General features: G+C 31.2%; 11 protein-coding genes. 5 read left to right on the forward strand and 6 right to left on the reverse strand.

Translation table 11 applies throughout. From position 1 onward, the window contains the following. On the reverse strand, nucleotides 1-385 hold a 385-nt coding region (locus tag ACVC2P_RS09740), incomplete at its 3' end, for a helix-turn-helix domain-containing protein (protein ID WP_452598284.1). A 239-nt stretch (nucleotides 386-624) separates the two neighbouring features. On the opposite strand from ACVC2P_RS09740, the gene ACVC2P_RS09745 reads away from it, so the two are divergent. The 5 genes from ACVC2P_RS09745 (at nucleotide 625) to ACVC2P_RS09765 (ending at nucleotide 9,666) form a co-directional block, all read left to right on the forward strand. Next, nucleotides 625-1,020: a molecular chaperone Tir gene (locus ACVC2P_RS09745; protein ID WP_452598285.1), complete on the forward strand. Its 396-nt coding sequence runs from the start codon at nucleotides 625-627 to the stop codon at nucleotides 1,018-1,020. A gap of 11 nt (nucleotides 1,021-1,031) precedes the next feature. Next, nucleotides 1,032-1,751: a PspA/IM30 family protein gene (locus ACVC2P_RS09750; protein WP_452598286.1), complete on the forward strand. Its 720-nt coding sequence runs from the start codon at nucleotides 1,032-1,034 to the stop codon at nucleotides 1,749-1,751. A 92-nt stretch (nucleotides 1,752-1,843) separates the two neighbouring features. Then, nucleotides 1,844-2,482, forward strand: a complete 639-nt coding sequence (locus ACVC2P_RS09755; RefSeq protein WP_452598294.1) for a hypothetical protein — start codon at nucleotides 1,844-1,846, stop codon at nucleotides 2,480-2,482. A gap of 106 nt (nucleotides 2,483-2,588) precedes the next feature. Further along, nucleotides 2,589-4,688: a flotillin family protein gene (locus ACVC2P_RS09760; RefSeq protein WP_452598287.1), complete on the forward strand. Its 2,100-nt coding sequence runs from the start codon at nucleotides 2,589-2,591 to the stop codon at nucleotides 4,686-4,688. A gap of 118 nt (nucleotides 4,689-4,806) precedes the next feature. Then, complete coding sequence (locus ACVC2P_RS09765) at nucleotides 4,807-9,666, forward strand: DNA repair ATPase (RefSeq protein WP_452598288.1); 4,860 nt, start codon at nucleotides 4,807-4,809, stop codon at nucleotides 9,664-9,666. 249 nt (nucleotides 9,667-9,915) lie between these two features. Here ACVC2P_RS09765 and ACVC2P_RS09770 read toward each other — a convergent pair whose 3' ends face one another. The 5 genes from ACVC2P_RS09770 to ACVC2P_RS09790 form a co-directional block, all read right to left on the reverse strand. After that, on the reverse strand, nucleotides 9,916-10,617 hold the full coding sequence (locus ACVC2P_RS09770) for a TauD/TfdA family dioxygenase (protein ID WP_452598289.1): 702 nt from the start codon (nucleotides 10,615-10,617) through the stop codon (nucleotides 9,916-9,918). Next, on the reverse strand, nucleotides 10,601-10,927 hold the full coding sequence (locus ACVC2P_RS09775) for a hypothetical protein (RefSeq protein WP_452598290.1): 327 nt from the start codon (nucleotides 10,925-10,927) through the stop codon (nucleotides 10,601-10,603). Before ACVC2P_RS09775 ends, ACVC2P_RS09770 begins: the two co-directional genes overlap by 17 nt. Before the next feature lie 63 nt (nucleotides 10,928-10,990). Further along, nucleotides 10,991-12,493, reverse strand: a complete 1,503-nt coding sequence (locus ACVC2P_RS09780; RefSeq protein ID WP_452598291.1) for a reverse transcriptase family protein — start codon at nucleotides 12,491-12,493, stop codon at nucleotides 10,991-10,993. A 414-nt stretch (nucleotides 12,494-12,907) separates the two neighbouring features. Continuing rightward, nucleotides 12,908-14,536, reverse strand: coding sequence for an SWIM zinc finger family protein (locus ACVC2P_RS09785; protein ID WP_452598292.1), 1,629 nt, complete (start codon nucleotides 14,534-14,536; stop codon nucleotides 12,908-12,910). Between the two features lie 4 nt (nucleotides 14,537-14,540). Beyond that, on the reverse strand, nucleotides 14,541-16,984 hold a 2,444-nt coding region (locus ACVC2P_RS09790), incomplete at its 5' end, for a hypothetical protein (RefSeq protein WP_452598293.1).

The raw sequence follows: 16,984 nt of genomic DNA on the forward strand, positions 1-16,984 counted from the left end.
TTTCTGTATTAATTGGAAGATGCACTTTAGGCATATCTTTAATAAAATTCTCTTTATTAAAATATTTAATATAATCTTTTGAGTTTTGCTCAGTAATACAAGGAATAGTTGCAAATTGCTCTCTTACTAAAGGTTCGTTAGCTATTGTTAAGTCCCCTTTAAAGCGCAACAATTCATTTACAGTTAATTCCGATGTTAGCAATGCATCTATAGATATGCTAAAATAATTAGCAATTTTAATAATAGTTTCTATCTTCGGCTCACTCCTACCTTCCTCGTAAGCCCCTAAAGTCGCACGTTTTAGATCGAAAATCTCAGCAAAAGCTTGTTGACTCAAACCTTTTACTCCTCTTATTTTTTTTATATTTTTTCCAAAAAAAGACATAAATTGCTAATTTTATTTGCAAAATGAAAAATAAATTGTATATTTACACTAACAATATTAGCTAATACTTTTGAATTATGCTAATTATTTTAGATAATTCAACAAAAAACGAATCATTTCACAAGAAAAAAACCAAAATTATGGCAGCAATTATATTCCACATTTCCTGCTTAATATTACAAACATTTTTGTAATATTAATCTAAATTTAAAACTGTAAAAACTATTAATTTATAGCTAATGAATGACCACTATTTAAAGACTAAAAACTTCTTATTAGAACTAAATGTAAATATTGTAAAAGAAGATATTAACGAAGGCATCATTGTTATTGAAAAAGAAGATTTTGGTATTAAAAATCTAATCATAGGTATTGCTTCACCTATATTAATTATGGAGCAATTTATTTTTAAAATAAACCAACCTAGTGAAGAAATTTTTAAGCATTTACTTAAAAAAAATCGAGACATTATACATGGCGCTTTTGTTTTAGACGAAACTTATGAGCGTGTTATTTTTAGAGACACCTTACAATTAGAGAATTTAGATTTAAATGAATTGGAAGGTAGTTTAAATTCGCTCGGTTTATTATTAAGTGAATATTCAGAGCAAATAATTAATTTTTCAAAATATTAAAAAAATACATTATGAACATTTTTAGAAGACTATTTAAGATAGGTCAGTCCGAAACAAATTCGGCTATAGACAAAATGGAAGATCCCATTAAAATGACCGAACAAGGCATTAGAGATTTACGCAGTGACCTTGAAAAAAGCATAGAATCCTTAGCACAAGTAAAAGCTTTAGCTATACGTGCAAAAAACGATAAAGAAAATACCGCTAATAAAGCAGACGATTACCAACAAAAAGCAATGCTTATTTTGCAAAAAGCAGAAAGTGGTAACTTAGATAGTGCTGAGGCCGACAGATTAGCTAAAGAAGCTTTAATAAAAAAGGAAGAAGCCAACCAGCAATCAAATCAACACGAAGCCGAAGTTAATAAGTTAAATACTTCTGTATCCCTATTAGAAAAGAATGTAAAAGAGATTAAAACTAATATTCAAAAATGGGAAAACGAATTAAAAACCTTAAAAGCTCGTGTAAAAGTCTCTAAAGCAACCAAAAACCTAAACAAACAAATGTCTGAATTGGATAGCTCTGGCACGGTTTCAATGCTGGAACGCATGAAAGACAAGGTCTCTCAAGAAGAAGCTTTAGCTGAAGCTTATGGAGATATTGCTAACACCAACGAAAGTACAGATGAACAAATAGATAAAGCCATTAATACTATCGAAAATGCAGCTGAAAATGATTTAGCAAAACTTAAAGAACAATTAAAATTAAATAAAAACAATAAACAAGCTTAATATTGACTTCAATAACCGACATATTATTTTCTAGCGCTAATATTACATTAACCATACTTGTACTTCTTCTTATTGTATATTGGCTAATTACCATGATTTCTGGTATTGATTTCGATTTAGATGTCGATGTTGATATAGACGTTGATGTGGATGTAGATGCCGATATAGATATCGATTCTGGTATAGAAGGTGGCAATGTAGATTTTCATGACATTGCAAACACCGAGGTCAATAAAGAAGATGTTATTGGCAAACGCCGCAAATCTTTAAAAGGGTGGCAAATTGTATTAATCTACTTCAATTTTGTTGGACTTCCTTTTATGTTCACTTTTACTTGTTGGATTTTTATTTGGTGGATTTGTACTGCAGTAAGTACATCTATAACTCATAGCTTCGACAACTCATTTGGTTTTATACTTATGCTATTAGCTATATTACCATCTCTTATTTTAACAAAAATAGTGACAACACCGTTTAAAGGATTCTTTAAGAACTTAAATCAAGATGGAGATGCACCAATAGATTTTATTGGAAGACGAGGCACATGTTTATCTAATATTAAAGGCAATAAATTAGGCTCAGCAGAAATTATTGTAAATGGCGATACACTATCCATTAATATTAAATCTCTAGAAGGATTTCCTATACAGTTTAGAGACTCTATATTAATTATTAAACCAAGTCATGATAAATCATTTTATTATGTACAAAAATATATTTCAGAAGTATAATTTTACACTTCTATGTAGTGCAAACTAGTAAAAAAGAAAAAATCCGAAAATAAAAAATGTCGGTATATATATTAACTAAAAACTAAATTAAACACGAATTAAAACTATGGATAACTTACCACAAATTATAGGAATAGGATTTGGACTCATTCTATTCCTAGTTATTGTTTATTTTGCAATCATTGCCATGTTCTACAAAAAGGTTCCACAAGGGGAAGCTTTAGTTAGAACTGGTTTTAAAGGAACTAAAGTCGCTACCGATAGAGGTATGTACGTCGTTCCTGTATTTCACCGTGTAGAAATAATGGATATTTCTGTAAAAAAGATTCAAATTGAACGTTTAGGTAATGATGGATTAGTTTGTAAAGATAATATGCGCGCAGACATTAAAGTCGCCTTTTTTGTTAGAGTAAACAACGAAGTAGAATACATTAAAAAAGTGGCTCAAACTATTGGTTGCGAAAGAGCTTCAGACATTGCTACATTAGAAGAATTATTTGAAGCTAAATTTTCTGAAGCCTTAAAAACAGTTGGTAAAAAATTCCAATTTACAGAGCTATACGAAGCCAGAAGAGAATTTAGAGATGAAATTGTAGATATTATTGGCACAGATTTAAACGGTTATACTTTAGAAGATTGTGCTATAGATTATCTAGAACAAACCCCAGTTAGTTTCTTAAAACCAGATAATATTTTAGATGCAGAAGGTATTAAAAAGATTACTGAATTAACAGCTAATCAAAATGTTAAAGCTAACCTAATTAAGCGAGACGAAGAAAAAGTAATTCGTAAGCAAGATGTTGAAGCTCGTGAAGCAATCTTAGAATTAGATAAGCAATTGGCAGAAAAAGAAGAGCAACAACGCAGAGAAATCTCGAATATAAAAGCACGAGAAGAAGCAGAAATTTTAAAAGTAGCAGAAGAGGAGCGTTTAAAATCGGAATCGGCACGAATAGCCACGCAAGAAAAAGTTAAAGTAGCCGAAGAAAACATGGAGCGTCAAATTATTGTTGCTGCAAAAAACAAAGCCCGTACTGAAGCTGTAGAAACAGAACGTGTAGAAAAAGATAGAATGTTAGAAGCTACAGAGCGCGAACGTATTGTAACCCTGGCACAAATTGAAAAAGAAAAAGTTGTTGAAGTAGAAAAGAAAAACATTCAAGATGTTATTCGAGATAGAGTGATGTTAGAAAAAGGGGTGGTTGAAGAGCAAGAAAACATGAAAGATATTGAAGCTTTTAAAACTGCAGATCGTGATAAGCAAGTAAAAATAACAGTTGCGCAAGCTAACGCAGAAGAAGCATTAATTAAAACTATTAAAGCAGCAGAAGCGCAAAAAGAAGCAGCAAAACAAAAAGCAGAGGAAATTAACATTGAAGCGCAAGCACAAAAAGAAGCTAGCGAAAAAGAAGCAGAAGCACGTAAAACATTAGCAGAAGCAACAGCTAAAGAAGAAGCAACCATTGGTTTATCTGAAGCACAAGTAATGCATGCAAAAGCAGATGCACATGAGCGTCAAGGCCTAGTAGAAGCTAATATTATTGAAAAGAAAGCAAAAGCTGAAGCGGCTGGTATACTAGCAAAAGCAACAGCTATTAAAGAAGAAGGCGTTGCAGAAGCAGAAGTTATTAAAGAAAAAGCACTTGCAGAAGCAATTGGTAATAAAGAAATTGCTTTAGCTGAAGCTGTAGGTATAGAAGAGAAGGCCGAAGCTATGAAAAAGCTTAATGGTGCTGGTAAAGAACATGAAGAGTTTAAACTACGTTTAGAAAAAGAATTAAAAGTAGACCTTGCACATATTAACATACAAAAAGACATCGCAGATGCACAAGCTCAAGTTATTGGTGATGCCTTAAAAGCTGCTAATATTGATATTGTAGGTGGAGAAACCATGTTCTTTGATCAAATTATTGGACAAATTACTAAAGCCAAAGGTATAGATCGTTTAGTACAACATAGTGATAACATACAAGATGTTAAAGATGCTATATTAGGTAGCGATGATGTAAAAGGCAACCTTTTAGATAAAGTAAAAGAATTTGCTAGTAAATATGGCATCTCTTCAGAAGACATTAAAAATCTAACAGTAGCTAATTTATTAGTAGATTTAAAACAACGTTCATCTGGAACACAAGAAGAAAGCTTATTTAGCAATTTGTTTAACCTAGCCAAAGGTTTAGGTTTATCAGACAAAAAATTATCATAATACACTCAAAAACCTCATAGGTTTTTAAATCTATGAGGTTTATACATCTCTGCCTATTTTTAACAACCAAAGCACCTTCTAGGTTCTTGTTTTTTCAAAATTCAGCTATAAAACTTATATGGACAACCAAAATACTTCGCAGCAATTAGATGGCGGCACTTATGAAATTATTCAAAGTAGATTGCAAAAACAAAAACAGCAATTACAAGAACAATTGCATAAACTAAACGATGCCAGGAAACATGTTTTTGGGACTATCGAAACCAAACTAATAGCTAACGATAGAATTAATACCGAAAACAATTGCATTGCGCGCGATATTGTGTCTTTAGGTAATACATCTATATTTGGTTATAATGTACATTTTGGTTTACGCACAGACATAAAATTATCTGATGTATTTAGCATATACGAGTTTAAAGACAATCATTTCCACAACCTATCTTTAAACCTATTAAACGATACTATTTTTATCAACGATTTCACCAATCTATATAAATATTATAGAAATACCATCTTTTCAAAATTTGCCATTATTGGTAATTACTTACACATGGTATTTCAGTTAAGCGAAAGTAATACAGATATAAAAACATTTAAGTGGCTTATTAAAGGAGATACGCTTGAGTATGTTGATAATAGAAGTGAGCATGAATATCAATTCCCCAATCAACACGAGTTTCAATGGCAAGAAGTAACGAGAGATATGCATCGCTATGGCTTACATCCGCATATTTCTATTTTAGACAAAGTATTTGTTGAAACTGTTGGTGGCGATTTAACCATTAAAATTGAAGATAATACCGATAATGGTAAAGGCATACTAGACGAGCCCGTTTTACATACAGATCAAACCTTAGACGATGGGCAATTTAAGTTTGCAGATTTAGGTAATTTAGTTGTTTTAGAAATAAAACCATTCCAAGAAGCCCCCCGTTATTTTGTTTACAACCATAAATTACAAGATGTACAAAAAATTAACAGTATAAAAGATACTGCGGTAAAATTACCAGACGACCATGGCCTTATTTTCCCTAACGGATATTATTTACAAACAGGAGAATATAAACTATTCGAGAACGATGCTGTAGATGTAAAGTTTCAGAAAAAAATAGCCTCTCCAAATGGAGAAGATTTCTTATACATATTCTATGCAAGTATTCGTGGGCTTTACATATTAATGTCCTACAATATTATAGAGCAAGAGGTAAAAACCCCTATTATTTGTAACGGTTTTACGGTGCTAAACAATGGCGAATTATGTTATTTTCGTACCGAGAATGAACAAACAAAACACCATGTTATTCAAATTTGGCAAACACCTTATTTAAAAGGTAATTTAATGCCCTCTCAACATCAAGACACCTTACTTTATAAAATAGGTAATAAAGATATTGTTCGTGCAATGGCCGAGTGTTACGAACTGATAAAATTATTAAGTAAAGAAGATAATTATACAGGGCTTTACGATGATATTGCTAAAATATCTAAAGACATAAACGACACTTATTATTGGTTACCAGAAGAAGAAACTTACCAATTAAATAAACCGCTTTTAGAAATAAACCAAGCCGCAAATGCTGCTATTGAGGAGTTTGAAAAAGTAGTACAATTAAAAAAGCAAGCGGCAAAGAGCACGCAATTAATTAACGAAAAATCATCAGCTCTTTTAGGAAAAATAAAAAGTACTTCCTTTAAATCCATAGACGATTTTGTTGGTTTATTAAGTCAATTGCGAAGTTTACGAGGCGAAGTTATTAGCTTACGAGATATTCGTTATATAAATGTAGCCTTATTAGAAGAACTAGAAGAGCAAGTTGCAGAGCAAAACACTTTAATTTCTAAACGCTGTGTACAGTTTTTACTAGACGATAAAGCCTTAGAACCGTACCATAAACGAGTAGAAGAAAAAGAAAAAAGTCTACCAGAAATACAAAAGGTTATAAAAGCAAAAGCTTTAGAGAAAGAAGTCAATCAAATTACCACAGATTTGGAAATGTTGATTGATATTGTTTCCAATTTAGAAATTGAAGACACCTCGCATTCTACCAAAATAATAGATAATATCTCTTTAATTTTTGCTACGCTAAACCAATTAAAAGCGGGGATTAAAAACAAGATAAAATCGCTAGGAAGTAAAGAAGCTCAAGCCGATTTTGTAGCGCAGTTAAAATTAATAGACCAAAGTATTATTAATTATATAGACATAGCAAATACACCAGAAAAATGTGATGAGTTTTTAACAAAAACATCTATCCAGCTTGAAGAATTAGAAGGTAAATTTGCAGATTTTGAAACCTTTATTACCCAAATAATAGAAAAACGTGAAGAGATTCATAACGCTTTCGATGCACGTAAAAATGCATTAATTGAAAAGCGAAATAAAAAGACAGTAGCATTACAAACTGCTTCAGAACGTATTTTAAAAGGCGTTGTAAAAAAAGCACAAACCTTTACTTCTATAGAAGATATAAACGGTTATTTTGCTGCCGATTTAATGATTAACAAAGTTAGAAACCTTATTGAGCAACTTAAAGAACTTGACGATGTTGGTAAAGCAGAAGCTATACAAACCCAATTAAAAGTTGCAAAAGAAGATGCCTTGCGTAAGCTAAAAGATAAGCAAGAGCTTTACGAAGATGGCGAAAACATTATTAAGCTGGGGAAACATAAATTTGGAGTTAATAAACAAATATTAGACTTAACTATTGTTTATAAAAACGATAAACTGTTTTATCATTTAACTGGGACAGATTTTTATGAAGAAGTAACAAACGATATCCTTTTACAATCTCAAAAGTATTGGAATCAAGAATTAGTTTCAGAAAACAACACGGTGTATCGCGCTACTTATTTAGCTTATAAAATTTTTATTGCGTTAAATAACACTACAGATTTACTAAGTAAATCTAAAGAAGAACTACTAACTATTGTTCAAAAAGAAAGCAGTAATTTATATTCCGAAGGTTATGTAAAAGGGGTACACGATGTAGATGCTAGTTTAATCTTACACACATTAGTGCATCAACATCACGAATTAGGACTACTTACCTACGCACCAAAAGTAAGAGCTTACGCGCAGTATTTTTGGCACAGTTTACCAGAAGACAAACAAGCACAATTTAACACGTCTATAAAAACATCTGGTGAAGTTTTAAAAGTGTTTCCTAATAGTACTGCTTATGGTTTTATTATAGAGGAATTAGCCATAAGTATCAAAGAATTTGCAAATAATACAGGGTTGTTTCCTTCTAAAAATAACAAAGAAATTGCGAACTATATATTTGAAGAATTACAAACAAACAACACTTTTCAAAATAGCAGTAATGCTTTACATTTAAAAGAAGATTTTATAAAATACTTATCTAAAAAAGAAGCCCTACGCACTTATAAATTAAGCCTTGAAAAATTAAGTTCGTTATTCGAAAAAATACAAATAACGCAGCAATGGTTACACTCTTTTGTTGTTACTAATGCTAATAAAAATGAAAACTATATAGAAGAAGCAACTTGTATGCTACTTTTTGAATCGGCTGCTAATGCTGTTATTAAAAACGTTTCAGATACCTTAACTGTTACAAATTTAAAAGGAAATCATGTAACTATTAACGAAGGGAACTGGAGCATGAATTATCATGACTTCTCGAAGGTATTAAATCATTTCTGTACAATTGAAATTCCTAATTTTATAAACTATAAAGAAGCAAAGCAGAACGTTACCGAGAAGTTAAAAGAAGAACTAAAGTTAGAAGAATTTAAACCAAAAGTACTCTCCTCTTTTGTTCGTAATAAACTTATAAATCAGGTATACTTCCCTATTATTGGAGATAATTTATCTAAACAATTAGGTACTATTGGCGATAATAAACGTACAGACCGTATGGGACTATTATTATTAATATCGCCACCAGGATATGGAAAAACAACCTTAATGGAATACATTTCTAACCGATTGGGATTAGTATTTATGAAAATAAATGGCCCAGCTATTGGCCATGACGTTACCTCTGTAGACCCTATGGCTGCAAACAATTCGGCCTCTAGAGAAGAGTTAAAAAAACTAAACTTAGCATTAGAAATGGGAGACAATGTCATGCTCTATTTAGACGATATTCAACACTGTAACCCAGAGTTTTTACAAAAATTTATATCCCTTTCTGATGGTACTCGAAAAATTGAAGGGGTTTACAAAAACAAGCCAAAAACCTATGATTTACGTGGTAAGAAATTTTGTGTTATTATGGCTGGGAATCCGTACACCGAAAGTGGCGATAAATTCCAAATTCCAGATATGTTAGCCAATCGTGCAGATATTTATAATTTAGGTGATATTATTGGAGATACTGCACATTTATTTAAGCTAAGTTTAATTGAAAATGCATTAACCTCTAACCCCGTATTACACCAATTAAGTAGTAAATATTTTGAAGATGTTTACACCCTTATAGATAAAGTTGAAAATAACACGCAAGAGGTTAATTTAAAAGGAAACCATACCAAACAAGAGGTACAAGATTATATTGCTGTGTTACAGAAAGCCATTATGGTTAGAGATACAATAATAAAAGTAAATCAAGCCTATATACAATCGGCGGCTATGGAAGATGAATATCGTACAGAGCCTTCATTTAAGCTACAAGGCTCCTATCGTGATATGAATAAATTAATTGCCAAAATTGTTCCTATTATGAATGATGAAGAGTTACAACGTTTAGTACTATCTCATTATGAAAGTGAATCGCAAACATTAACCTCTTCAGCCGAAGCCAATTTATTAAAATATAAAGAACTTATAAATAAACAATCTTCTGAGGAGATTGAGCGTTGGACAACAATTAAAGACGTTTTTGTTAAAAACAATAAACTAAAAGGCTTTGGCGATAAAAACGAAATGGCGCAAGTATTATCTCAAATGATGGCATTTAGTGAGCACTTACAAGGGATACAAGAGGTCTTGAAGAAAGGCTTAAAAAATTAAATAAAAAAATCCATTTTCTATTAAAATAGAAAATGGATTTTTTTGAACGTTCATAATCAATTATCAAGTCTATCGCCAACCTGAACTTGTTTAGTTCATGTCTTTATTATTTTCAATATGGTATTCATGAATGCTTTGCATTTCAGGTTCTCACCATAAAACATCTATGTTTATAAGTATTATATGATGCTGAAACAAGTTCAGCATGACGTCACAAATAAGCATTATGAGACAAACGGACAATCAGTTTTATTTTACATTAAATCTAATTCGTTTTATCAATCTATCAGATTCTAAATCGAAGGTTTCTCGTCCATGCAAAAACAAATCATTTCTAAATAAAATTAAATCCCCCTTTTTTAAATTTATTTTAAATAATGCCTGTTTAAAAACAGCATCTAATTTAGAGAGTAAAACTTGTTCTGAATCACTAATTGTTGAAAAAGATTCCATAGTAATTCTATCATAACATATTTTAATTATATTTTTTTCATAACTTAAAATGCTCCGATTTTCCTTTCTATGTTTCCATTTTTTAGTCGCTAATTGCTCTATTTCCTCTTTAGAGAAAAACTTTAATATATCTTTTATATAAGCAAAAGTATTTGCTCCTTGATTAAAAGGGGCCGGATTCACACATAATAATCCAATACAATTAGGTATAGAAACAAAATCAGAACAATCTGTATGTAATGGAAAAGATAGGTTAGAATTTGCTATAGACTTAAAAAAGGTATTTTGCCTAGTGACTTTGACATCAAAAATAGATTGACCATTATTATTTCTATTTTCATGTATTGCATCTCCTACAATACTAATAAATTGAGATAATACCTTGTCTGATAAAGGGGCATTTTCTATGAGAATAATAGAATCTCCATGTCTTAATTTTTCAATAATCTCAGGATAATCTAATGTGTCAATATAATTATAATTAGTTAGCAAGTCCAACTTCTAAATTAAAATATAAACACAATTCTCCATTAGTTCCAGATTTAGGAAGCTCACTAATTTTTTTATCTAAATTTGTAATCATTTGTAATGAATTTAAGTCAGAAGATTCTTTAACTCCATACGAACAACCTATTTTTTCTGTATTATCTCCCCATTTTAATTCTACAAAAGTAGGAACTCCTGATTCTTCATGAATTATAGTAATTAGTTTGCTTATTGGCATATTTTCGTCAATATCAACATTTAAACTTTTCATTACAGGTTCTCCGTTATCATCAAACTCAGAAAAAAACTCAACTTTTATCATATTTTACTTTTATTTAAATCTATTACTTTAAGTATAATTAAACTCGTTTATAGGTGATATAATTTATTTCTTAAAAAACGACGTTATCTTTTTAGCAAGACCACTTAATACAGCAGACACACCTTGTTTAGCATGAGGCGCATATTGTTTTCTATGGTTGTCTTTGTAATTATATTTTTCTAAAATGGCTGCAACTCGTTGTTTATAAACCGCTCCTTTTACTTCATCTATTTGATAAATAAAATTAGCATAGCCATCTATTTGTGCTAAAACTGAGCCGCCATTGTTCCACGACTTCCCCTCTATTCCATCTTTTTCAATTTGAAATAATAAGGCTCTAAATCGTTTTAAAGAGGTCTTAGAAATATTCGCCTTTTCATTAACAACAACACCAGTAACTTCCTGCTTTGCATTACGTTTCATAATACGTAATTTTTCAGGATGTAATTTAAAATTTTCGTCCTTTACAATCTTACGCGAGTATTTAAGTAGTGGTGTAATTTTTGACAAACTGTCTTTGTCTCCCGAAAACGTAATATCATCGACATAACGGGTATATTCAAAATCATATTTTTTTGCTAAACCAGACAATCTAAAATCTAATTTTCTGCATAAAATATTAGTAATGGCTGGACTACAAGGTGATCCTTGCGGTAAAAAACGTTCGCCACGTTGCGCGTAATAATCTTCTCCTAATAAAGACACCTCTAAAATTTTAGGTTCTGAGCATAATAACGATAGTATGGTTGCTATTTGATGCGAATAACCTATAGATAAAAAGACACCTTTAATTCTGTTATACGTTACCGATGGAAAAAAGTTTTGAAAATCTTGGTTAATAACTACAGCTTTACCAATATGTGGCGTAGCATTTGTTTTTATAGATTTCCCAATAACACAACCATGTGCATTATCATGTACTTTTACCGAGTTTAATATATGCTCTAAAATCCAATGCTGCGCTTTCTTCAGTTTTGGCATTGGAGCAGAAATTAAACGATGCCCTCCAGATTTTTTTGCCATTTTAAAGCGTTTGTAATGGCTAATTTTAGAATGTTTTCTAGTAAACGACAGAAACCGAAGTTCGCCTACAGGTACGCCCATAGCTTTGGCTAAATCTTCGGCTGTATGCAATACCGGTAAGTTTTGCGCTTTTAAACGAGCTACATCCGATTCTTTTTTATTAAGATTATTAGAGTAACCAGTGCCTAAGTAAATAATATCTTTATCTTTAGAAGCTTTCCAACGTGCCGCTTTTTCTAAACGTTCTTTTTCTCTTCGTTCTTTAGTTTCTTTTTGAGATTGTTTTGAAGCCTTTTTACGCTCCTGATGTTTTTTAGCGATAAACGCTTCAGGGTCTTCAATAATGCGTTGTTCTTTAAGAAGGGTTTGTAGTTCTTTAGATAATTCAGCCTCCTCTTTAAAAAATGAGTTGACACTTTCAAAATCTATCGTATCTTCTTTCCAGAAGCCTAAACGCTTCATTTCAGAAAGTATGTATTCTTGTTTAGAAGACGCTTTTATTTTATCATAAATTTCTTGTCTTCTTTCTGTAGAATTTCTCATATAATAAAAAAAGGTAGCAATAAGATATATTTTGTATTCCCTTCGTACGATTCTCAAGACTGAATTGAACAACTCCAGTGAAATAGGTACCATAGTATTATTTCACTTCGCAGAAGTCTAACCGGAAATAGTACTATGGTACCTATTTCACAAGTTAAGTTCGAGTCAGTGACGCGTTCGGTATCTGTTAGCAAGATTGGCGATCCACCAATCAAAATGCAAGGTTTTTATCTTATCACTACCATGGTTTAAATATAATATTATTTTTTTTGAATAGCTGTAAAAACTTATATATAGTTAGCTTTCGTCATGTTGAACTTGTTTCATACATCTCATAATATTTTAAAAATCAAATGTGATTCTGAAACAAGTTCAACATGACACCTCATTTATAATAAGTTACAACCATTCTGGTTATTTTTTATCAAAGGTTATTCTTGTGGCCAATATATGCTCACAAGGGCCTTTGGTCATTTTATTCTTATAATAATAGCTACACGTACAGCTGGCGTCTTTTATTTTTAAGTCTTTATCTATGGTTACACTTGTTTTATAAGTGTTACTCACCACAGCTGTTAGTGTTATTTTATCTGTTTGTTCTTTTACCTTTAAATCTTTAACGGCATTTTGCTCCATTAATTTATAGGCTTCTTTATCGGTTTCACTAGAAAAGCGTAACGATTCTATGTCTATACCTTCTCGTTTTAATTCGCGAACACGATAAACTTTATTTTTTAAATCGTAAATAACTTTTCCGGCTTGTGTAAAGGTTTCTAACGATTTATTAACTACAGATTGTTCTAAATTCATCGTTTTAGCAATGTCTTGCTCACTAGCAAACCAATGTTTACGCAATTCTAAATACACGCTTTGCATTGTTGTGGCTGGTACTTGCCCTCTTGGCGCTAATAAATCTAACTGACTCGACTGTGTCCAATCGTTAGCCGTCCAACCAGATAGGCCTAATGTAAAATACATCTCGTTAGTTAAATGCGCTGTATAAAAGGAAGGCATTCCGCTACCTAAAAGGTGTACCGTAAATTTATCTGTAATAGGTAATAAGCGTTCTAAAAGGGTTATACGACGTCTTCCCCATACTCTTATCTCTTCTTTTGTATCTCCTTTATAGATAGATTGTTTGCAAACTACTTCTATATTCCAGGGTTCGAAAACAGCTACAATAGGTTCGCCTGGTGTTAATTTATATTTTATAGAGCGTGGACCTTTTCGTTCTTTATTTCTTTTTAAAACACTTATAAAATTAGCAATGTCTATAGCTTCTAATTCAAAAGACACTTTATTAGAAGTCATTGCTGTGCTTACTTGAAGAAAGCCACGTACCCAACTATCGGGTAAATCTATTTTTACTTCTCTATAACTGTCTTCTCCTGTCGTTTTTACATCGAATCCTTTGGGGTCTATTTTAAAATCGGTGTCTTTGTAGGTTCTTATTTTCTGAAACTCTTCATACAGTTTTTTAGAGTAATCAATATTAGTAGTTCCGCATTTAAAATCATTAATATTATTAAACACATCGTAACCACAGGATAATTTTCCGTAAACCGATTCGTCTTTACTAAAACATTCAAAAAATACTTGATCTGGATGTACCGTTATTACAGGGTCTAAAACAAGCCACGCGGCATAATCTCTTTTATATAGATAATTAAAATACGCTCTTTGTGCCTTATAATAAGGCTTCATAATAACATCGCGGTCTTTACGAAGGCCTTCTATTTTTGTTCGTACACGCTGTATTTCTGTTTGTATTTTGGATAAATCGGAACTTGCTTCTGCCAACCATAATTCTTCTTGACTTTTTAACCATGCTAAATATTCTGAATTATCTTTAGGTTGAAAATTAAAATCGGCAACCACAACATGATGTAAAGCCGAAATGGCTTCTCTAAACGAAATCTTTTTATCTAAAGTCCCTACAAAATAAGTAGGTTCTCTTAAAATATCTGGTGCAAAACTAACATCTGTTGCAGAGACACTATTACTTACAGCACTTGTTCCGCCATATTTATAATTAAACTGCATACTATTAATTTTGTTTTATTAGTAATGGAACCTCTATATCTGGGTACGCTTCTGTAATGGTTAACAGCAGGTCTATATTATTACTATTATCTAGCATAGTGTTAGTACCTAGAATACTATTTACTAATCGTACTGTCATTTCTGCTACTGCTTTATCTTTTACAGATTCTTCTTCTAAGAATTTATAAATTCTTGTTTTTGTAACTCTATTCGTATTTATATTAAATAAACTGGTTTTAAAGAAGGTCTCTAGTTTTAAAATAACTGTTGTATTTCCCTTTGCATAATTATCTAAATAATTAGTAACAAAAAACTGCATTGTTTTGGTTGGGTGTTCTTGTAATTTTAATAATAAAGGCAATCCTTTATCTTCACTAAAATGCTGGGTTATCATTTTACGTCCAAAATGCTGTACTTCGGTTTTTGTATGATCGCAGGCATACAATAACATATTTACTGTCCAATATTCTGGTTTTATATGGGTTTCGAAATACTGGCATGCCCAATCTATAACATCTTCCCAATGAGAGTTAAATACTAATAAAGCGTCTTCTAATTGAATATTAATTGTAGAGGTATGCTTCTCAAAGTATTGTTTTAAAAGCGTTCTTATACTAAATATATCGCTATGCGCTAGAGATACAATAGTTTTAACCGGTTGCGCCTCTAAATTAACATGTTCTGTAAATAAGGGCTCACCCAATTTTTGTGCATAATCGTATTGAGATAGTATTAAACTAAAAATAGCTTCTTGCGGTATGCTTCCTAAATACGGTTTATAATTGATTGTTAAAAGCGTGTAGCAATTTTCATGCAAACCTTCATAAGTTTCAGCGGTTTCAATCGCTCTTAATAGGGCTTTAAATAAATTGTTTTTAAAGTTATTATCTAGTGCTATTAGTTTTTCAACGGTAGGCTGAATGGCATTTCTTACTTCGTTGTATTCCGAAAAACAGAATCCGCTTATTTTCTGATGGTTTTCTAATAAAAATTCATCCGGAAAATGAGATAATAATTCTATTCCTACTTGTCGTAACTCGGCGTTATCCGAATTAATATATTCATCTATACTGTCTTTAAATAACAGATAGGTTGATGCTGTATTTTGCTTTGACAAATTAGCTGCAAATAGTTTATTGGTTACTGCAGAAGATTTGGCTAGTGTTTTTATTTTCTCCTCAGAAACCGAGCTTAACAAACTTCCAAAATGCGTATTCCCAATTAAATCGTTAACTTGAACTAAATACTCGAAAGTATACTGAGAGTGTATTTTAAATAATGGTTCTAATATTGCTATAGATAAGTGCAGATTATATTTTGTAGTTTCTACATATAGACTTTTTATATAACTAACTACAGTTTCTTTTCCTGTTAATAGCAATTGACTTATAAATGTGGCTTCTGTAAAGAATTCAGTTTCATATTGTTTTAACCATTGAAACGCTAAGTTATTTGCGTCTTCATTATTAGATTTTAGCAATGCTAATACTATAGCATTTTCTGGTTTAGTGGTTGCATAGCGTTGCTTTACAATCTCTAAAATAACATCTAAAACTTTTGGGTGGTAATGGCCCACCAACTGTGTTAATTGTTCTAACGAAATGTTATCTAAAAAGTGATTATTCTCTTTAATAATTCTTAATGCAAATGTTATAGCTATGTCGCTTTTAGCATTGGCTAAAATATATAGTACTTTTTCTGGTTTGGTATTCCATAGTTCGGGTAATACTTCTTCTCTTACTATAGGAGTTGTCGTGTTATCTCCTTCTATATAAAACCATTTATTGTTTTGACGTTGTAATCGAGAAGCGCCTCCATGAATTATATACATTAACGCTAAAAAGTCATGATATTTAGGAAAAATTCTTCGTTCTGTAATATAACGTCGTGTATCTGGATTATAATTATAGTGGTACTGAATATCTTCTTTAGCACTATCTAATGTATCGTTAAGTGATACTAAAAGTTCTGATGCATAATCTATATAGGTTTCTGTATCGCTTTTACTTAATTCGTATACTTGTTTATAGGTCGTTTTATTAAAATAATCTTTGGTCTTTTTAGAAAATGCTATTGTTGGATTTGGCTTTTGTTTTTCTACATCGGCATCGGTCCATTCGTTATCTACATATAAATAGTCCGATGTATAACCTGGTTTACTTACTGCAATTCTTTTAGAGGTTAGCGCAAAGAAAATAGTATCTTCTAATGTTTGCGATGCTCTGTATATGTAACGTATAGATTTAAATAGATTAACTTTTAATGGTGCTTTTTCTATAAAAGTATATAGTTGTTCTCTAAATACTTCATCGTTTATAGACAACAAATAGGTGTAATATAACACTGAGGCGTCTATTTCTTTTTCTTTTAGAAAATAAACGGCTAATGCATTAAAAAAAGAAGTATTATCTCCTATATGTTCTTTTAATTCTTCTGGTAGATTATTTG

The sequence above is a fragment of the Pontimicrobium sp. MEBiC01747 genome (assembly GCF_053601635.1).